This is a genomic window from Streptomyces sp. NPDC001678 (assembly GCF_042892945.1).
GTDB lineage: Bacteria > Actinomycetota > Actinomycetes > Streptomycetales > Streptomycetaceae > Streptomyces.
The window spans coordinates 93889-112418 of the sequence record NZ_JBIAUP010000006.1 but is presented as its reverse complement, the minus strand read 5'-3'; the positions used below and the strand labels follow the sequence as shown (position 1 = coordinate 112418).

General features: G+C 72.3%; 16 protein-coding genes. 8 read left to right on the top strand and 8 right to left on the bottom strand.

Annotated elements, in window-relative coordinates; all coding sequences use genetic code 11:
• Window positions 1–3 precede the first annotated feature (3 nt).
• From ACFYZR_RS14715 to ACFYZR_RS14680, 8 genes are read right to left on the bottom strand one after another with little or no spacing between them, the layout of a single operon-like run.
• Window positions 4–2007 (bottom strand): NADH-quinone oxidoreductase subunit L, encoded by a 2004-nt coding sequence (locus ACFYZR_RS14715; protein ID WP_391910053.1) that lies wholly within the window; start codon window positions 2005–2007, stop codon window positions 4–6.
• Entirely contained in the window at window positions 2004–2363 is a 360-nt protein-coding gene (gene nuoK / locus ACFYZR_RS14710; RefSeq protein ID WP_311608979.1) for an NADH-quinone oxidoreductase subunit NuoK, read from the bottom strand. Before nuoK ends, ACFYZR_RS14715 begins: the two co-directional genes overlap by 4 nt.
• Window positions 2363–2941, bottom strand: coding sequence for an NADH-quinone oxidoreductase subunit J (locus ACFYZR_RS14705; RefSeq protein WP_391910050.1), 579 nt, complete (start codon window positions 2939–2941; stop codon window positions 2363–2365). The genes nuoK and ACFYZR_RS14705 overlap by 1 nt, the downstream gene beginning before the upstream one ends.
• Window positions 2938–3501 (bottom strand): NuoI/complex I 23 kDa subunit family protein, encoded by a 564-nt coding sequence (locus ACFYZR_RS14700; RefSeq protein WP_391910048.1) that lies wholly within the window; start codon window positions 3499–3501, stop codon window positions 2938–2940. Before ACFYZR_RS14700 ends, ACFYZR_RS14705 begins: the two co-directional genes overlap by 4 nt.
• Before the next feature lie 2 nt (window positions 3502–3503).
• Window positions 3504–4472, bottom strand: a complete 969-nt coding sequence (locus tag ACFYZR_RS14695) for an NADH-quinone oxidoreductase subunit H (RefSeq protein ID WP_391910046.1) — start codon at window positions 4470–4472, stop codon at window positions 3504–3506.
• A complete protein-coding gene (locus tag ACFYZR_RS14690; RefSeq protein ID WP_391910044.1) occupies window positions 4469–5995 on the bottom strand; it encodes an NADH-quinone oxidoreductase subunit C in 1527 nt (508 codons plus the stop codon). Before ACFYZR_RS14690 ends, ACFYZR_RS14695 begins: the two co-directional genes overlap by 4 nt.
• The gene (locus tag ACFYZR_RS14685; protein WP_391910042.1) at window positions 5992–6612 is read right to left on the bottom strand and encodes an NADH-quinone oxidoreductase subunit B; all 621 of its coding nucleotides are present in this window, start codon (window positions 6610–6612) and stop codon (window positions 5992–5994) included. Before ACFYZR_RS14685 ends, ACFYZR_RS14690 begins: the two co-directional genes overlap by 4 nt.
• Window positions 6603–7019: an NADH-quinone oxidoreductase subunit A gene (locus ACFYZR_RS14680; RefSeq protein WP_126914744.1), complete on the bottom strand. Its 417-nt coding sequence runs from the start codon at window positions 7017–7019 to the stop codon at window positions 6603–6605. The genes ACFYZR_RS14685 and ACFYZR_RS14680 overlap by 10 nt, the downstream gene beginning before the upstream one ends.
• A 172-nt stretch (window positions 7020–7191) precedes the next feature.
• Between ACFYZR_RS14680 and ACFYZR_RS14675 the strand changes: the two genes are divergently transcribed.
• The 8 genes from ACFYZR_RS14675 to ACFYZR_RS14640 all read left to right on the top strand — a co-directional run bounded on the left by ACFYZR_RS14675 (window position 7192) and on the right by ACFYZR_RS14640 (window position 18514).
• Window positions 7192–8421, top strand: coding sequence for a sensor histidine kinase (locus ACFYZR_RS14675; RefSeq protein WP_391910039.1), 1230 nt, complete (start codon window positions 7192–7194; stop codon window positions 8419–8421).
• A gap of 120 nt (window positions 8422–8541) precedes the next feature.
• Entirely contained in the window at window positions 8542–9873 is a 1332-nt protein-coding gene (locus tag ACFYZR_RS14670) for a sensor histidine kinase (protein WP_391910037.1), read from the top strand.
• 151 nt (window positions 9874–10024) lie between these two features.
• Window positions 10025–10684 carry a response regulator transcription factor gene (locus tag ACFYZR_RS14665; protein ID WP_189456702.1) on the top strand — a complete coding sequence of 220 codons (660 nt, stop codon included), beginning with the start codon at window positions 10025–10027 and terminating at the stop codon, window positions 10682–10684.
• A 158-nt stretch (window positions 10685–10842) separates the two neighbouring features.
• Window positions 10843–12831 (top strand): 2-oxoacid:acceptor oxidoreductase subunit alpha, encoded by a 1989-nt coding sequence (locus ACFYZR_RS14660; RefSeq protein WP_391910035.1) that lies wholly within the window; start codon window positions 10843–10845, stop codon window positions 12829–12831.
• Window positions 12824–13873, top strand: a complete 1050-nt coding sequence (locus tag ACFYZR_RS14655) for a 2-oxoacid:ferredoxin oxidoreductase subunit beta (RefSeq protein ID WP_391910033.1) — start codon at window positions 12824–12826, stop codon at window positions 13871–13873. The genes ACFYZR_RS14660 and ACFYZR_RS14655 overlap by 8 nt, the downstream gene beginning before the upstream one ends.
• 98 nt (window positions 13874–13971) lie before the next feature.
• Entirely contained in the window at window positions 13972–15939 is a 1968-nt protein-coding gene (locus ACFYZR_RS14650; RefSeq protein WP_391910031.1) for an APC family permease, read from the top strand.
• Between the two features lie 80 nt (window positions 15940–16019).
• Window positions 16020–17024, top strand: coding sequence for an EamA family transporter RarD (gene rarD, locus ACFYZR_RS14645; RefSeq protein ID WP_391910029.1), 1005 nt, complete (start codon window positions 16020–16022; stop codon window positions 17022–17024).
• A 110-nt stretch (window positions 17025–17134) separates the two neighbouring features.
• Window positions 17135–18514 carry a M20/M25/M40 family metallo-hydrolase gene (locus tag ACFYZR_RS14640; protein WP_391910027.1) on the top strand — a complete coding sequence of 460 codons (1380 nt, stop codon included), beginning with the start codon at window positions 17135–17137 and terminating at the stop codon, window positions 18512–18514.
• The last annotated feature ends 16 nt before the right edge of the window (window positions 18515–18530 follow it).

Sequence of the window (18530 nt, the reverse complement as noted above, 5' to 3'; positions counted from 1 at the left end):
GGATCAGGCTCCGGTGGCGACGAGGACGGCGGCGACGGCCAGGACGACGGAGCCGGCGAGCAGGGCGCCGAGATAGGTCTGCACATTGCCGGTCTGGGCGCGGCGGACGGCCGCGCCGAGCAGCCCGGGCGCGGTGGCGGCGCCGCGCACGTACGCGTCGACGACCTCGCGGTCGAGGAAGCGGGCGAGGCGGGCGGCGGCGCGCGTGGGCCGGACGAACAGTGTGGAGTACACGGCGTCGAGGTGGAATCCGGTGACGGCGTGGCGGTGGAGGGGGCCGAGGAGCAGCCTGCCCGGGTCGGCCGGGTCGGGGGCGGCGGCGATGGTGCCGTAGGCGGGCTCGTGGCTGGCGATGGCCTCGATCTCGGAGACGGCGGGGGCCGCTTCCGGGTCGGCGGCCACGGCACCGAGGGGGGTACGGGCGGTGAGCGCGGCGGTGCGGCGCCAGGCGGCGTACATGACGAGCGCGCCGGCGGCGGCGCAGCCGGTGGAGAGGACGGAGGTGGCGAGGCCGGGGGTGAGCGAGCGGCCGTCGAACCAGTCGGGCAGCTTCCAGGCGGCCAGGCCGAGGGCGGCGGTGGGCAGGAAGAGGACCCAGAGCACACCGTTCATCGCGGCGGGCTCGCGGCCGTGGTCGGGGGCCTCGGCGCCCTTGCCGTGGAAGGCGAGCAGCCACAGGCGGGTGGCGTAGCCGGCGGTGAGGACGGCGGTGAGCAGGCCCGCGATCAGGACGGTCCAGCCGGCCGGGCCGGCCGCGGCGGCGGGGATGCCGTGGGCGGTGCCGGTGGCGGCGTGCTCGGCGGCGCCGAGGACGGCCTCCTTGGAGAAGAAGCCGCTGAACGGGGGGATCGCGGCGAGCGCCAGGAGGGCGACGGTCATCGTCCAGTAGGCGTCGGGGATCCGCTTGGCCAGGCCGTTCATCCGGGCCATGGCGGCCAGCGAGTTGGTGCCGGCGGCGTGGATGATCACGCCTGCCCCGAGGAAGAGGAGGGCCTTGAACGCGCCGTGCGAGATGAGGTGGAAGACGGCCGCGCCGCGGTCGCCGACGGCCAGGGCGCCGGTCATATAGCCGAGCTGGCCGACGGTGGAGTAGGCGAGGACACGTTTGATGTCGTCCTGGGCGAGCGCGGCCAGGGCCGAGCCGACCATGGTCACCGCGGCCATCACGGCGAGCACGACGAGCGCCGCCGCGGAGGCGGCGAAGACGGGGAGGAGCCGGGCGATGAGGTAGACACCGGCCGCGACCATCGTCGCGGCGTGGATCAGCGCGGAGACGGGCGTCGGGCCGGCCATCGCGTCGGGCAGCCAGGTGTGCAGGGGGAACTGCGCGGACTTGCCCGCGACGCCCGCCAGGAGCAGCAGCGCGACGAGGGTGGGGTGGTCCAGCCCGCCGGAGGCGGCGGTGCCGACGATGCCGTTGATGCGGAACGTTCCGGCGTCGGCGGCCAGCGCGAAGATGCCGATCAGGAAGGGGACGTCGCCGAGCTTGGTGACCAGGAAGGCCTTGAGGGAGGCGGACCGGGCGGCCTCGGTCTCCCAGTAGTGGCCGACCAGGAAGTACGAGCAGATGCCCATGATCTCCCAGCCGACCAGCAGCACCATCAGGTCGCCGGTGTAGACGACGAGCAGCATCGCGGAGGTGAAGAGGGAGACGAGGGCCGCGTACGAGGGGTAGCGGGGGTCGTCGCGCAGATAGGCCGTCGAGTACAGCTGGACGCAGGCGGCCACGACCCCGACGAGCACGGCCACGAGGACGGCGAAGCCGTCGAGGTGGAGGGCGAGGTCGATGGGGAGGGAGCCGGTGGGCGTGAGCCGGGTGGCGGCGTCGAGCGACGCTCCGCCGCCCTGCCGGCAGGCGACGACGATCGCGAGCACGGCGGCGGCGAGCGTCGGCAGCACGGCGAGCGGGCGGACGAGCCCGGGGACGCGGCGGCCCGTGAGGAAGCCCGCGAGGGCGGCGAGGAAGGGCAGCAGGGGGACGAGGACGGCGGTGGTCGTGGTGCTCACGCGGCGGCCTCGGCCTTCTCCTCGCGGTGCTCATGGGCGGTGTCGGGGGCGTCCTCGGCGAGGTCGCGGAGCCGGTCGACGTCGGCGGTGCCGCGGTTGCGGTGGACCTGGAGGACGATCGCCAGGCCGATGCCGATCTCGGCGGCGGCGATGGCGATGGTGAAGAGGGTGAGCGCCTGGCCCGCGTGGAGCGTGTCGCGCAGCCACACGTCGAAGGCGACGAGGTTGAGGTTGACGGCGTTGAGCATCAGCTCGACGGACATCAGGACCAGGATCGCGTTGCGCCGGGCGAGGACGCCGTAGAGGCCCACGCAGAAGAGGAGGGCGGCGAGGACGGCCGGGTAGACGAGATGCATCAGCGCTCCTCCTTCTTCGCGTCGGGCTTCCGTCGGGAGAGGACGATCGCGCCGACGAGCGCGGCGAGCAGCAGGACGGACAGCGCCTCGAACGGCAGCACCCAGTGCCGGAAGAGGATCTCTCCGGAGACCTCGGTGGAGCCCTGCGGCGCGCCGCCCAGATCGATCCACGTCGTACGGAAGGCGTCCACGACCACCCAGACGAGGGCGGCCGCGGCGGCGCCGGCGACCCCGAGGGCGACCCACCGGTTGCCGGAGTCGGCGTCCGGGGAACGGCCGATGGGGGCCCTGGTGAGCATGAGCCCGAAGAGGAGGAGGACCACGACGGAACCGACGTAGATCAGCACCTGCACCCAGGCGATGAACTCCGCCGTCAGCAGCAGGTACTCCACGGCGAGCCCGCCGAGCGCCACGACCAGCCAGAGGGCGGCGTGCACCAGCTGCCGGGTGGTGACGGTAATGACGGCCGCGCCGAGGGTGACGAGGCCGACCAGGAGGAAGACGATCTCGACACCGGAGGTGGAGAGGAAGCCGTGCGTGACCGCCTGCGCGGCTGTGCTGATCCCGGTGCCGGTCACGCCTCTCCCTCCTTCCCCTGCTGCTCCGCTTCGGCCGCCTGCTGGGCGGCCAGTTTCTCGGCCGTCTTGCGGGCCGCCGCGATCTCCTTGGGCTCCTCGGCCGCCGGGTCGAGCGCGGGCGGCTCGGGCACGGTCCACATCCACTCGCGCAGCTTGTCGCGCTCATGGGTGAGCTCGTGGATGTCCGTCTCGGCGTACTCGAACTCCGGCGACCAGAACAGCGCGTCGAAGGGGCACACCTCGATGCAGATGCCGCAGTACATGCACAGCGCGAAGTCGATCGCGAAGCGGTCGAGGACGTTCCGGCTGCGCTCGCGGCCGCCCGGGGCGGCCGGGGGCACGGTCTCCTTGTGGGAGTCGATGTAGATGCACCAGTCCGGGCACTCCCGGGCGCACAGCATGCAGACCGTGCAGTTCTCCTCGAACAGCCCGATCACGCCGCGCGTCCGGGGCGGCAGCTCGGGCTGGGCGTCCGGGTACTGCGCGGTGACCGAGCGCCGGGTCATGGTGCGAAGGGTGACGGCGAGGCCCTTGGCCAGGCCGGAACCGGGGATGCCCATGGTTACTGGATCACCACCTTGACGACGCCGGTGACGGCGATCTGCGCGAGGGCGAGCGGGATGAGGACGGTCCAGGCCAGCTTCTGGAGCTGGTCCTCGCGAAGGCGCGGATAGCTCACGCGGAGCCAGATCACGACGAAGGCGAGGACGAGGGTCTTCAGCAGCGTCCACAGCCAGCCCAGCCCGTCGGCCCCGAACGGGCCGTGCCAGCCGCCCAGGAACAGCACGGTCGTCAGACCGCACAGGACGACGATGCCCGCGTACTCGGCGAGCAGGAACATCGCGAACCGCAGACCGGTGTACTCGGTGTACGCACCGAAGATGATCTCCGAGTCGGCGACGGGCATGTCGAACGGCGGCCGCTGGAGCTCGGCCAGACCCGCCGTGAAGAAGACCAGGCCGCCGACGATCTGCCACGGCACCCACCACCAGTGGAAGGCGTCGACGATCCCCGGGAGCGACACGGTGCCCGCCGCCATCGCGACGGACGCCGCCGCGAGCAGCATCGGCAGCTCGTACGCGAGCAGCTGCGCGGCGGTGCGCAGGCCCCCGAGCAGCGAGAACTTGTTGGCCGACGCCCAGCCGGCCATCAGCGACCCCAGGACGCCCACGCCCATCACGGCGAGCACGAAGAAGATGCCCGCGTCGACGGCCTGCCCGACGGCGTTGCCGGGACCGACCGGGATCACGAGCAGCACGAGGAGGTACGGCAGCAGCGCCACGGCGGGGGCGAGCTGGAAGATCCGCCGGTCCGCGTCGGCCGGGACGACGTCCTCCTTCTGCGCGAACTTCACACCGTCCGCGACGAGCTGCGCCCAGCCGTGGAACCCACCGGCGTACATGGGGCCGAGGCGGCCCTGCATATGGGCCATCACCTTGTGCTCGGTCTGACCGATGACCAGGGGCAGCACGAGGAAGCAGACGAAGACGGCGAGGAGCCGCAGCACGACGTCGAGAGTGTCGCTGCTCATGCGGGGTCGCCTCCGGCGGGGTTCTGATCGTTCTCGGGCTCGCCCGTACGGGGTTCGGCTGCGCCGGGCTCGGGTGCGGTCGGGCTCGCGCCCGTGCCGCCCGCGCCGCCCGTGCCGGGGGCTTCGGGTGCGGGTGAGTCCGGCACCGCCGGGCTACGACGTTCGGGCCGGGCGCCGTCGCGGCGGGGAGACACGGGCTCGCCCGTGCGGGCCGGGGTCGCGGACTCGTCGGCCGGGGCGGCGGGCTGCGCCGGGGCGGAGCTCGCGGCCTCGCCTGCGGCCGCCTCATCCGGCACCGCCGGGCCGCCGCGCTCGGGCTCGGCGCCGTCGCGGCGGGGAGACACGGGCTCGCCCGTGTGACCCGGGGTCGCGGGCTCCTCGGCCGGGGTCGCGGGGGTCGTGCCCTTGCCGGTGATCTTCTCGTCCGGGGTTTCCCGGGGCGTGGAGTCCGACGGCGTTTCGTCGAAGGCCGGGCGGGCGTGGTGCCAGGGGGCGTCCGAGGAGCGGGTGGGCTGAGCGGCGGCGTCCTGCTGCCGGCTCGCCGAGCCGTCCGCCGAGCCGCGGGCCTCCGCGCCCGCCTGGCTCGCGGAACCTTCCGCCGCACTGCGGGTGCGGCGAGGCGTCGCCTCCGCGCCCGCCTGGCTTGCCGAGCCGTCCGACGCGCTCCGGGTACGGCGCGGGGCCGGGGTCGCGCTCTCGGGTGTCTGGCTCGCGGAGCCGTCCGCCACGCTACGGGTACGGCGGGACGCCGCCTCCGCGCCCGGCTGGCTCGCCGAGCCGTCAGCGGCACTGCGGGTGCGGCGCGGGGCCGCTTCGGCACCTGCCTGGCTCGCCGAGCCGTCCGCCACGCTACGGGCGCGGCGGACCGGGCGGTCCGTGCCGGCGCCTGCGGCGGCCGCGCGAGGGGTGCGGGCCGGGCGGGTGGGGGCCGGGGGGAGCTGGCCCTTGAGGGGGCCCCATTCGTTGGGGTCGGGGACGCCCGGGGGAAGCATCTGGCGGCGCTTGGGGCCGCCCTCCGCCGCCTCGCCGGGCTCCTTCGCGCCCGGCCAGGCCTTCACCACCCGTGCCGCGAGGACGAAGTCCTTGCGCAGCGGGTGGCCCTCGAAGCCCTCGGGCAGCAGGAGCGGCACGAGATGGGGGTGGCCCGGGAAGTCGATGCCGAACATCTCGTGCGTCTCGCGCTCGTGCCACGCCGCGCCCGCGTAGACGCCCACCGCGCTGGGCAGCGCGGGGGCCTCGTGCGGCACGGTCGTACGCAGGAGCAGCCGGCGCGTCGCGCTGTCCGCGCCGCCCGGCAGCGCCGCCACGTGCGCGCAGACGCGGAAGCCCGTGCCGGGCTCGTCGACGGCGCTCAGCCAGTCGAAGAACGTGCAGCCCAGCACATCGCGCGCGGTCTCCAGCGCGGTCAGCCACTGCTCCGCCGGGACGTCGACCGTCAGCAGGTCGTACGCCTCCTCGGCGGTCGCGTCCGCGCCGAAGAGGTCCGTCACGGCGCCCGGGAGCCAGGCGACAGGCTCGCTCATCGGTCCGTCTCCTCGGAAGCCGACGCCGCAGCCCCCGCGGGAGGAGGCGGCGGCGTCACCAGGCCGCTGCGCAGCGCCGCCGTGGACGCCCGCCCCCCGCCGGAGGCGTACCGCTCGCCCAGCGACTCCTTGGCGATCTTCTCCTGAAGCTTGATGATCCCCTGGAGCAGCGCCTCCGGCCGCGGCGGGCAGCCCGGCACATAGACGTCCACGGGGATGATCTGGTCGACGCCCTTGGTCACCGAGTACGAGTCCCAGTAGGGCCCGCCGCAGTTGGAGCAGGCGCCGAAGGAGATCACGTACTTGGGCTCGGGCATCTGCTCGTACAGCCGCTTCACGGCCGGGGCCATCTTGTCCGTGACCGTGCCCGAGACGATCATCAGGTCGGCCTGGCGCGGGCCGGGCGCGAAGGGGATCACGCCCAGGCGGATGAAGTCGTGCCGCGCCATGGACGCCGCGATGAACTCGATCGCGCAGCAGGCGAGCCCGAAGTTGAAGACCCACAGGCTGTAGCGGCGGCCCCAGTTCAGGACGACCTTCATGGGCTCGGGGGCCAGGCGCGCCAGCGGGCCGAGCCGACGGGGCTCGGGCAGGTCGACCGGGGGTGTCACGTCCATTCCAGGACGCCCTTCTTCCATGCGTACAACAGGCCCACGGCGAGGAAGCCGAGGAAGACGAACATCTCCACGAGCGTCGCCCCGCCGAAGCCCGGCGCGGCGAACACCGTGGCCCAGGGGAACAGGAAGATCGAGTCCACTGCGAAGATCACGTACAGAAACGCATAGACGTAATAGCGGACCTGTGTGTGCGCCCAGCCCTCGCCGACCGGGTCCACGCCGCACTCGTACGTGAGCAGCTTCTCGGGCGTCGGCACCACCGGTCGCAGCAGCCGTCCGGCTCCGAAGGCCACGGCGACGAAGAGCACGCCGATGACGGCGAGCAGTCCGACGACCGAATAGGCGTGGAAGTAGTCCGCCGCGAGCTGGACATCGGCGCCACTGGTGCGCACGGTCGCCTCCGGCACGTCCGCCCCTCGCTCCCTGTCCTGTTTGTTCGACGATCTGTACGCACGCGAGTCTAGGCCCTATGGCGCCCCGGATGAGCCGCCCCGGCAGCCGTGGGGTGGGGTTATCCCCACCCCACGGCTGCCACGGCCCCCATGGCGGCAGCGGCCCTGACCAGGGCACGCTTGCCGTATGACCGCCCGTACCCACGCCCGTTCCCGCGCCGTCCCGGTCGCCGCCGAGGACGACGACCGGCTGCCTCCCGCGCGCTTCGCCTTCGGCTCCGCGACGTGGAAGGAGATCGCGCACCTCCTCCTCAATCTGCTGGAGGGGATCCTCGGTTTCGTCTACGTCTCCCTCTGGCTCTACGCGGGCGCGCTGCTGTCGGTGACGGTCGTCGGGCTGCCGCTGCTGGCGGCCGGCCTGATGGGCGCGCGGGTGCTGGGCAGGGCCGAGCGGTGGCGGGCGCGGGTGCTGCTGGGCGTACGGATCGAGGAGCCGAGCCCGTTCCCCCGGCACCGCGCCGGTGGCTTCCTCGGCCCGATGTGGATGACGCTGAAGGACCCGGTGGCGTGGCGCGGCACGCTGTACGCGTTCATACGACTGCCATGGGGCGTTCTCACGTTCGGCATCACGCTGGCGTCCCTCTTCGTCGCGTGGCCCGTACTGGGTCACATCGCGCGCGGGCTGACCAATGTGGACCGGGCGATGGTGCGCGGGCTGCTGTCGCCGTCGAGCGAGCTGGAGCGGCGGATCGCCGAGCTGGAGGAGGACCGGGGGGTGGTCGTGGACACGGCCGCCGCCGATCTGCGCCGTATCGAGCGCGATCTCCACGACGGCGCCCAGGCCCGTCTCGTCGCCCTGGCCATGGGGCTCGGTCTGGCGAAGGAGCGGCTGCTGGAGGACCCGGAGGCGGGCGCGCGGATGGTCGGCGAGGCGCACGGCGAGGTGAAGCTGGCCCTGCAGGAGCTGCGCGACCTCGCCCGCGGCATCCACCCGGCGATCCTCACCGACCGCGGTCTCGGCCCGGCGCTGACATCGGTGGCCGGGCGCTGCACGGTGCCGGTGGACGTGGCCGTCGACCTGGACTCCCGTCCGGCGCCCGCGATCGAGGGCATCGCCTACTTCACCGTCTCCGAGCTCCTCCAGAACGTCAGCAAGCACAGCCGGGCGCGGACGGCGGAGGTCGAGCTGTGGCGCGCGGAGGACCGGCTGCTGATCCGGGTCGTCGACGACGGGCAGGGCGGTGCCTCGACCGCCCGGGGCAGCGGGCTGGCCGGGCTCGCCGAGCGGCTGGGCTCGGTGGACGGGCTGTTCGTCGTGGACTCCCCCGCCGGCGGCCCGACGGTCGTCACGGCCGAGCTGCCCTGGCGGAGCCGCGCGGACGGCCCCAAGGACGGGCGTACGGACGGGCGTCCCTAGCCGGAGGGTGGGGCTTTCCCCACCCCCAGGACACCCACCCGCCTCATGGTCCCCGGGCCCCCGGCCGGAGAGCCTTGCAGGGACAAGCGACACGGACAGGACGGCAAGGACAGGACCCCCATGGCCATCGACCACGCAACCCGGCTCCACCGGGTGCCCGCCGCGCTGCGCGCCCCGCTGGAGGGCCGCACCTGGCGGGAGTTCCTCTACCTGCTGACGAGCCTGCCGATCGCGGCCGTCGCCTTCTCGTTCGCCATCACCCTGACCGCCGCGGGCGTCGGCACCCTGGTCACCTTCATCGGGGTGCCCCTGCTGGCCGCCACCCTCGCCGCCGCGCGCGGGCTGGGCGTCCTGGAGCGGGCGCGGGCGCGGGGGCTGCTGCGGCTGGAGATCGCCGAGCCCGAGCCGGTCCGCCCCCGGCGGCGCCGCGACGGGCGGGGCGCCGGCCCGATGGCCTGGGTGGGCGCGCTGTTCAAGAGCGGCACGTCCTGGCGTCACCTGCTCTACGCGGTGGTGCACTTCCCGTGGGCGCTGTTCACGTTCGTCACGTCGCTGGTGCTGTGGTCGGTCGGCTGGCCCCTCTTCCTCTACCCGCTCTGGCAGTGGACGCTGCCCACGTTCGCGCACCAGCCCGGGATCCAGATCTACGGCGAGACCGGCGGCCGGCACTTCTACGTCGACAGCCCGTTCACGATCGGCATCACCTGCGGCATCGGGCTGCTGCTCGTCCTGTTCACGCCGTGGGTGATCCGGGGCCTGGCCCATGTCGACCGGCTGCTGGTGCGCGGGCTGCTGGGGCCGTCGCGGCTGGCGGAGCGTGTCTGGGAGCTGGAGGAGGACCGGGGCGTGGTCGTGGACACCGCCGCCGCCGACCTCCGCCGTATCGAGCGCGATCTCCACGACGGCGCCCAGGCCCGGCTCGTCTCCCTCGCCATGGAGCTGGGCCTGGCGAAGGAGCTGGTGGAACGGGACCCCGAGAAGGCCGCCCGCATGGTCGACGAGGCCCACGGCGAGGTGAAGCTCGCCCTCCAGGAGCTGCGCGACCTCGCCCGCGGCATCCACCCCGCGATCCTCACCGACCGCGGCCTCGGCCCCGCGCTCGCCTCGCTGGCCGGGCGCTGCACCGTCCCGGTGGCGACCGAGGTGGACCTGGACTCCCGTCCGGCGCCCGCCATCGAGGGCATCGCCTACTTCACCGTCTCCGAACTCCTCCAGAACGTCAGCAAGCACAGCCGGGCGCGCTCCGCCCAGGTGGACGTCTGGCGCGCGGGCGACCGGCTGATGCTGCGGGTGTGGGACGACGGGCGCGGCGGCGCCGGGACCACGAGCGGCAGCGGACTGGCCGGGCTCGCCGAGCGGCTGGACTCGGTGGACGGGCTCCTGGTGATCGACTCCCCCGCCGGCGGCCCCACGACCGTCACCGCCGGGCTGCCCTGGCGCGACCGGGGCTAGCGCCCCTCGACGTCGCCCGGCGCCGCACCCCGCCCCGGCCGCCCTGGCCGCGCGCCGCAGGCGCCACCCCCGGATGCTGCGATGCTGACGCGGTACGAACCACGTCGGCAAACGCCAGGGGGCAGGAGAAAACGTGATCGTGGACGACAGGGTGCGGGTGGTCATCGCCGAGGACTCGGTGCTGCTCAGGGAGGGCCTGACCCGGCTGCTCACCGATCTGGGGCACGAGGTCGTGGCGGGCGTGGGCGACGCGGAGGGGCTGCTCAAGACGATCGCCGAGCTCTCCGCGGCCGACGCCCTCCCCGATGTGGTCGTCGCGGACGTCCGGATGCCCCCGACCCACACCGACGAGGGCGTCCGGGCGGCGGTGCGGCTGCGCCGCGACCACCCGGAGCTGGGGGTGCTGGTCTTCTCGCAGTACGTGGAGGAGCAGTACGCGACGGAGCTGCTGGCCGGCAGCACCCGGGGCGTCGGCTATCTGCTGAAGGACCGGGTCGCCGAGGTGCGCGAGTTCGTGGACGCGGTGGTCCGCGTGGCGCGCGGCGGGACCGCGCTGGACCCCGAGGTCGTCGCCCAGCTGCTGGGCCGCAGCCGCAAGCAGGACGTACTGGCCGGGCTCACCCCGCGCGAGCGGGAGGTCCTCGGCCTGATGGCGGAGGGCCGGACGAACTCCGCCATCGCCAAGCAGCTCGTGGTCAGCGACGGCGCGGTGGAGAAGCACGTCAGCAACATCTTCCTGAAGCTGGGGCTCTCCCCGAGCGAGGGCGACCACCGCCGGGTGCTGGCGGTACTCACGTATCTGCGGTCCTGACGATCCGAACAGGCCGGGGATCTCGAACAGTCCGAACAGTCCGCTGTTGATTCGTTGATCCCCCCGGGGAAGGCTGCCCTTGCCCACGTACGATGGCCGTGGGATCGCCGGTCGGCGCCATCGTCCGGCCGGCGCCGCCACGAGGGAGGTCCGAAGCAGTGACCAGCCAGGTCAGCAGCCCGGCCGAACAGGCCGCATCAGACGGTCCGGGCGGCGAGGCCGACGCCCGTGAACGCCTCGCCGGACAACGCGGCCCGACCGAGGGCCCGGACACCGGCGGCCCGGACGGCGCCAAGGAAGTCCGGCGTCTGGACCGGGTGATCATCCGTTTCGCGGGTGACTCGGGTGACGGCATGCAGCTCACGGGAGATCGTTTCACTTCCGAGACGGCGTCGTTCGGCAACGACCTCTCCACCCTGCCGAACTTCCCGGCCGAGATCCGGGCTCCCGCCGGCACCCTTCCGGGCGTGTCCTCGTTCCAGCTCCACTTCGCCGACCACGACATCCTCACCCCCGGCGACGCGCCGAACGTGCTGGTCGCGATGAACCCGGCCGCGCTCAAGGCCAATATCGCGGACGTGCCGCCCGGCGCGGAGATCATCGTCAACACGGACGAGTTCACCAAACGCCCCATGGCCAAGGTGGGTTACGACAGCAACCCGCTGGAGGACGGCTCCCTGGACGCCTACAACGTCCACCCGGTGCCGCTGACGACGCTGACCATCGAGGCGCTCAAGGAGTACGGCCTCTCCCGCAAGGAGGCGGAGCGCAGCAAGAACATGTTCGCGCTCGGCCTGTTGTCGTGGATGTACCACCGGCCGACGGAGAGCACCGAGGCGTTCCTGCGGAAGAAGTTCGCCAAGAAGCCTCAGATCGCGGAGGCCAATGTCACCGCCTTCCGGGCGGGGTGGAACTTCGGTGAGACGACGGAGGACTTCGCGGTCTCCTACGAGGTCGCCCCGGCCACCGCCGCGTTCCCGCCCGGCACCTACCGCAACATCTCCGGCAACCTCGCTCTGTCCTATGGTCTGATCGCCGCCGCCCGACAGGCGGACCTGCCGCTCTATCTGGGCTCGTACCCGATCACCCCGGCCTCGGACATCCTCCACGAGCTGTCGAAGCACAAGAACTTCGGCGTGCGCACCTTCCAGGCCGAGGACGAGATCGCGGGCATCGGCGCGGCGCTGGGCGCGGCCTTCGGCGGCGCGCTCGCCGTGACCACCACCTCCGGCCCGGGCGTGGCCCTGAAGTCCGAGGCCATCGGCCTGGCCGTGTCGCTGGAACTGCCGCTGCTGATCGTCGACATCCAGCGCGGCGGCCCCTCCACCGGTCTGCCCACCAAGACCGAGCAGGCCGATCTGCTCCAGGCGATGTACGGGCGCAACGGCGAGGCGCCCGTACCGATCGTGGCCCCCCGGACGCCCGGCGACTGCTTCGCCGCCGCCCTGGACGCGGCCCGGATCGCGCTCACCTACCGGACGCCGGTGTTCCTGCTGAGCGACGGCTATCTGGCCAACGGCTCCGAGCCCTGGCGGGTCCCCGAGCCGGACGAGCTGCCCGACCTGCGGGTGCAGTTCGCCTCCGGGCCCAACCACGAACTGGCCGACGGCACCGAGGTCTTCTGGCCGTACAAGCGCGACCCCCGCACGCTGGCCCGCCCCTGGGCCGTGCCCGGCACCCCCGGCCTGGAGCACCGCATCGGCGGCATCGAGAAGCAGGACGGCACGGGCAACATCTCCTACGACCCGGCCAACCACGACTTCATGGTCCGCACCCGCCAGGCCAAGGTCGACGGCATCGACGTCCCCGGCGTCGAGGTCGACGACCCCACCGGCGAGGCGCGTGTCCTGGTCCTCGGCTGGGGCTCGACGTACGGGCCGGTCACGGCGGCGGTACGGCGCGTACGGGCGGGCGGGGGTGCCATCGCCCAGGCCCATCTGCGCCACCTCAACCCCTTCCCCGGGAATCTGGGAGAGGTCCTCGGGCGTTACGAGAAGGTGGTCGTACCGGAGATGAACCTCGGTCAGCTCGCCACTCTGCTGCGGGCGAAGTACCTCGTCGACATCCGCTCGTACACCCAGGTGAGCGGAATGCCGTTCAAGGCCGAGCAACTCGCCACCGTGCTCAAGGAGGCCATCGATGACTGAGGCGCTGAAGCTGGTGCCCAAGGCCGAAGCCCGGCAGACGATGAAGGACTTCAAGTCCGACCAGGAGGTGCGCTGGTGCCCCGGCTGCGGTGACTACGCCATCCTCGCCGCCGTGCAGGGCTTCATGCCCGAGCTGGGGCTGGCGAAGGAGAACATCGTCTTCGTCTCCGGCATCGGCTGCTCCTCCCGCTTCCCGTACTACATGAACACCTACGGGATGCACTCCATCCACGGCCGCGCCCCGGCCATCGCCACCGGCCTGGCCACCTCCCGCCGCGATCTGTCGGTGTGGGTCGTCACGGGCGACGGCGACGCGCTGTCCATCGGCGGCAACCACCTGATCCACGCCCTGCGGCGGAACGTCAACCTGAAGATCCTGCTGTTCAACAACCGGATCTACGGGCTGACCAAGGGCCAGTACAGCCCGACCTCCGAGGTCGGCAAGATCACCAAGTCCACGCCCATGGGCTCCCTGGACGCGCCCTTCAACCCCGTGTCACTGGCGCTCGGCGCCGAGGCCTCCTTCGTCGCCCGCACGGTCGACTCCGACCGCAAGCACCTCACCGAGGTCCTGCGACAGGCCGCCGACCACCCGGGCACCGCGCTCGTGGAGATCTACCAGAACTGCAACATCTTCAACGACGGCGCGTTCGAGGCCCTCAAGGACAAACAGCAGGCCGAGGAGGCGGTGATCCGCCTGGAGCACGGGCAGCCGATCCGCTTCGGCGTGGACGGCGCGAAGGGCGTCGTACGGGACGCGGCCACGGGCGATCTGAAGGTCGTCGCGGTGACGCCGGAGAACGAGGCGTCGGTGCTGGTCCACGACGCCCACACCGCGTCCCCGACCACGGCCTTCGCCCTCTCGCGCCTCGCCGACCCCGACACCCTCCACCACACGCCCATCGGCGTCTTCCGCAGCGTGGACCGGCCGGTCTACGACACGCTCATGGCGGACCAGCTGGAGGCCGCGGTCGAGCAGAAGGGCAAGGGCGACCTGGCCGCCCTGCTCGGCGGGAACGACACCTGGACGGTCGTCGGGTAGCTCCGCCAGATCCGCGCCAAACGCCGGACGGGCTGTTTTCGGCCCGTCCGGCGGGGCGTCTGACGCCCCGGCGGCTGGGCAGCCGCTCTCATATGAACATGGCCGAGCCCGAACCACCCGTCGTCCGCGACCGCCTCGCCTACCGCCTCAAGCGCGCGTTCCTCGGCCCGCCCCTGGTCACCGAGCGGCTCTCCCAGGAGAAGCTGTCCAATCCGATGGCGCTGGGCGTGCTCGCCTCCGACTGCATGTCCTCGACCGCGTACGGCAGCGAGGAGATACTGCGGATCCTCGTCCCCGTCGTCGGGGCCGCCGCGTTCACCCTGCTGATGCCGGTGACCGGCGCGATCCTGTTCGTCCTGCTGCTGGTGACCCTCGCCTACCGCGACGTCGTCTCCCTCTACACCCGCGCCGGCGGCTCGTACGTCGTCGCGCGCGAGAACTTCGGGCCGCGCGTCGCGCAGATCGCGGCCGTGGCACTGCTCGTCGACTACATCGTCACGGTCGCCGTACAGACCTCCGCCGGCACCGACGCCCTCATCTCCCTCGCCCACCTCGCCGGCAACGGCTACACCGGCCTCGACCACCTCAAGCTCCCCATCACAGCGGGAGTGGTGGTGCTGCTGATGTACGGGAATCTGCGCGGGGTACGGGAGGCGGGACGGGCATTCGCCGCGCCCGCGTATCTCTTTATGCTCGCCGTGGCGGCCATGCTGGTCGTGGGGCTGCTCCGGGCGCTGGACGGCGGGCTGCCGCACGCGGACATCCACGCCCACGGCGCCGTCCCCCTCGGCGAGCCCGGGCACGGCTGGCTGTACGGGGCGTCGCTCTTCATGGTGCTGCGCGCCTTCGCCAACGGCGGCTCCTCCCTGACCGGCCTGGAGGCCATCTCCAACGGGGTCTCCGCCTTCCGCCGCCCCCAGGGCGCCAACGCCCGGCGGACGCTCACGACGATGAGCTGCGTCCTGGGCGTCATGGTCTTCGGCGTCTCCGCGCTCGCCCACTTCACCCACGCCACCCCCTACACCGACGGCAACCCCACCGTCATCGCCCAGGAGGCCCATCTGGTCTTCGGCGACAGCTGGGCGGGCACCGCCGGGCTCGTCTACGTCCAGCTCGCGACGGCGCTCATCCTCTACACGGGTGCCAACACGCCCTTCACCGGCTTCCCCTTCCTCGCCAGCTTCGTCGCCGAGGACCGCTTCCTGCCCCGGCAGCTGATGCGGCGCGGACACCGGCTCGCCTTCTCCAACGGGATCATCTGCCTCACCGTCGTCTCGATGGCGCTGCTGCTGGTGACGCGCGCCAGCGTCGACAAGCTGGTCGCCCTGTACGCCATCGGCGTCTTCACCGGCTTCACGATGGCGGCGGCCGGGATGACGGCCCACCACTGGCGACGCCGGCAGTCCCACTGGAAGACGGCGGTGAACCTCGCCGCGGCGGTGGTCTCCGCGCTGGTGGTCGCGATCTTCGCGATCACCAAGTTCACGGAGGGCGCCTGGCTGGTCGTGGTGGTCTTCCCGCTCGGGGTCTGGGCGCTGATCCGTATCAACCGCCAGTACCGGGAGGAGGCCGTGGCCCTGGAGAACATCCCCGCCCTCACCTCGGACCGCCCCCACTGGCGGCGGCACGTGGTGCACGTCCTCGTCGACAGCCTCGACCTGGCCACGATGAAGGCCCTGCGGTACGCCCACGAGCTGCGCCCCGACGAGGTGCGCGCCCTCCACTTCGTCATCGACGAGCCCCGGGCGCGGCGGCTGGTGGCCCGCTGGGACGAGTCGTCCGGCACGACCGTCCCGCTGGAGCTCGTGGACTGCCCCGACCGGCGGCTGCGGCACACCGTGGCCGCGCTCGCCGCCCGGACGACGGCCGACGGCACGACCGCGCTCACCCTGCTGATCCCCCGCCGCACCTACTCCTCGCCGCTCGGCCGGCTGCTGCACCGCGGCACGGCGGAGGAGATGGCCCGGGTCCTGGGGCAGCTGCCGAACGTCGCGGTGACGATCCTGCCCTTCCACGTCACCACCGCGATGCAACATGTCCGTGAGGAGCACGCACCACGACCGTAATGCGATACGGGCATGACAGTGCCGCGCGCCGGGGTCTACCGTCGCAAGGTCGCCGTCGCCGTACCCCAGGGAGGGACCCCGTGTCATCCGAGCCAGCACGAACCGAAACCCGGGCAGGACTGCTCTACGGGGTGGCCGCCTATGGGATCTGGGGGCTGTTCCCCCTCTTCTGGCCGCTGCTGGAACCCGCGGGGGCGATCGAGATCCTCGCGCACCGCATGGTGTGGTCGCTGGTCACGGTCGGGGCCGTACTGGCCCTGACCAAGCGCTGGGGCTGGATACGCCCGCTGCTGCGGCAGCCGAAACGACTGGCGATGGCGGCGGTGGGCGCGGCCGTCATCTCCGCGAACTGGTGGGTCTACATCTGGGCCGTGAACTCCGGCCATGTCGTGGAGACCTCCCTGGGGTACTTCATCAACCCCCTCGCCACCATCGCCCTGGGCGTCTTCGCACTGCGCGAGCGGCTGCGCCCGGCGCAGTGGACGGCGGTGGGCGTGGGCGTCGCCGCCGTGATCGTGCTGGCCGTGGGCTACGGCAAGCCGCCGTGGGTCGCGCTCGCCATCGCGGCGACCTTCAGCACCTACAGCCTGGTCAAGAAGAAGGTGGGGCTGGGCGGCCTGGAGTCGATGGCCGTCGAGACGGCCGTGCAGTTCCTGCCGGCGCTCGTGGTGCTGATCGTGCTCGGCGCCCAGGGGCACTCGACCTTCGCCTCCGAGGGCGGCGGGCATGCCGCGCTCCTGCTGTGCACCGGTGTGATCACCGCGATTCCGCTGGTCTCCTTCGGCGCGGCCGCGGTGCGGCTGCCGCTGTCGGTGCTCGGGATGATGCAGTACTTCGCACCGGTCTTCCAGTTCGCGCTGGGGCTCTTCGTCTTCCACGAGGCGATGCCCGCGGAGCGCTGGGCGGGCTTCGCGCTCGTCTGGCTCGCGCTGGCCGTGCTCACCTGGGACGGACTGCGGACGGCCCGGCAGGCCCGGGTGGAGCTGAAGCAGGCCAAGGAGCGGGCGACCGCAACTGGCAACACAGAAAACACAATTGCCCCTGAGGCCTCTCAGGCCACAGAAACCACAGCTCAGCGCGGGTGAGCGGACGACCGATATCCGGAAACCGGTGATCGGTGTCCGAAAAGCGCTCTTGACGCACCTTCGGGGGGCCCTGAACATCATGGCCACGTCAAACAGAGTTGGAGCCCCCCATGCTTGCACTCAACGGACCAGCCCTGCCCGCGCCCCGAAGAGCACGTACCGCCGCCGCTCTGCTCGCCTCGGGCGCGGCCGTCACAGCGGCCCTTCTGGGCGTCTCCTCCGTCCCGGCGACCGCGGCTCCCACCACCGCGGCCGCCGGGCGGACCACCACCGCCAAGTCCGTGGCGGTGCCCGACATATCCGGGGCCAACGTCAAGGCCCATCTGAACCAGCTCCAGTCGATCGCCACCGCCAACGGCGGCAACCGCGCCCACGGCCGCGCCGGCTACAAGGCGTCCCTCGACTATGTGAAGGGCAAGCTGGACGCGGCCGGCTTCACCACCACCGTCCAGCAGTTCACCTCCTCGGGCTCGACCGGCTACAACCTCATCGCCGACTGGCCCGGCGGGGACGCCAACCACGTGGTCTTCGCCGGCTCCCACCTCGACTCCGTCACCCGGGGCCCCGGCATCAACGACAACGGCTCCGGCTCGGCGGGCATCCTCGAGGTCGCCCTCACCGTCGCCAAGCAGAACTACAAGCCCGACAAGCACCTCCGCTTCGCCTGGTGGGGCGCGGAGGAGCTGGGCATGGTCGGGTCGAAGAGCTACGTCAACAACCTGCCCGCGGCCGAGCGCGCGAAGATCGACGGCTATCTGAACTTCGACATGATCGGCTCGCCCAACCCGGGCTACTTCGTCTACGACGACGACACGCGGCTCGAAGGCGTCTTCAAGGACTTCTTCGCCACCCGCAACATCCCCACCGAGATAGAGACCGAGGGCGACGGCCGCTCCGACCACGCGCCCTTCAAGAACGCGGGGATAGCCGTCGGCGGCCTCTTCAGCGGCGCGGACTACATCAAGACCGCCGAGCAGGCCCAGAAGTGGGGCGGCACGTCCGGCCTGGCGTTCGACCGCTGCTACCACGCCTCGTGCGACACCATCTCCAACATCGACGACAAGGCGCTCGACAACAACAGCGACGCGATCGCCTACGCCATCTGGAACCTGAGCGGCGGCTCCACCACCCCGCCCGGCGGCGGCACCGTCTTCGAGAGCAAGTCGCGGGTCGCCATCCCCGACGCGGGCCCGGCCGTGGAGTCCCCGCTCACCGTCTCCGGCGTCACCGGCAACGCGCCCGCCGCGCTCAAGGTCGGCGTCGACATCAAGCACACCTACCGGGGCGACCTGGCGATCGACCTCGTCGGCCCGAGCGGGCGCGCCTACCGGCTGAAGGACTCCAGCAACTCCGACTCGGCCGCGGACGTCACCGAGACCTACACCGTCAACGCGTCCACGGAAACCGCGAACGGCACGTGGAAGCTGCGCGTGCAGGACGTCGCCGCGCAGGACGAGGGGTACGTGGCGGGCTGGAAGCTCACGTTCTGACCCGGGGCTCCGCCCC

Excerpts from the sequence above, each read along its gene's own strand:
- ACFYZR_RS14685 (WP_391910042.1), bottom strand. The coding sequence starts at position 6,612 with ATGGACGTGACACCCCCGGTCGACCTGCCCGAGCCCCGTCGGCTCGGC.
- ACFYZR_RS14695 (WP_391910046.1), bottom strand. The coding sequence starts at position 4,472 with ATGAGCAGCGACACTCTCGACGTCGTGCTGCGGCTCCTCGCCGTCTTC.
- ACFYZR_RS14690 (WP_391910044.1), bottom strand. The coding sequence starts at position 5,995 with ATGAGCGAGCCTGTCGCCTGGCTCCCGGGCGCCGTGACGGACCTCTTC.
- ACFYZR_RS14700 (WP_391910048.1), bottom strand. The coding sequence starts at position 3,501 with ATGGGCATCCCCGGTTCCGGCCTGGCCAAGGGCCTCGCCGTCACCCTT.
- ACFYZR_RS14640 (WP_391910027.1), top strand. The coding sequence starts at position 17,135 with ATGCTTGCACTCAACGGACCAGCCCTGCCCGCGCCCCGAAGAGCACGT.
- ACFYZR_RS14655 (WP_391910033.1), top strand. The coding sequence starts at position 12,824 with ATGACTGAGGCGCTGAAGCTGGTGCCCAAGGCCGAAGCCCGGCAGACG.
- ACFYZR_RS14675 (WP_391910039.1), top strand. The coding sequence starts at position 7,192 with ATGACCGCCCGTACCCACGCCCGTTCCCGCGCCGTCCCGGTCGCCGCC.
- ACFYZR_RS14670 (WP_391910037.1), top strand. The coding sequence starts at position 8,542 with ATGGCCATCGACCACGCAACCCGGCTCCACCGGGTGCCCGCCGCGCTG.
- nuoK (WP_311608979.1), bottom strand. The coding sequence starts at position 2,363 with ATGCATCTCGTCTACCCGGCCGTCCTCGCCGCCCTCCTCTTCTGCGTG.
- ACFYZR_RS14650 (WP_391910031.1), top strand. The coding sequence starts at position 13,972 with ATGGCCGAGCCCGAACCACCCGTCGTCCGCGACCGCCTCGCCTACCGC.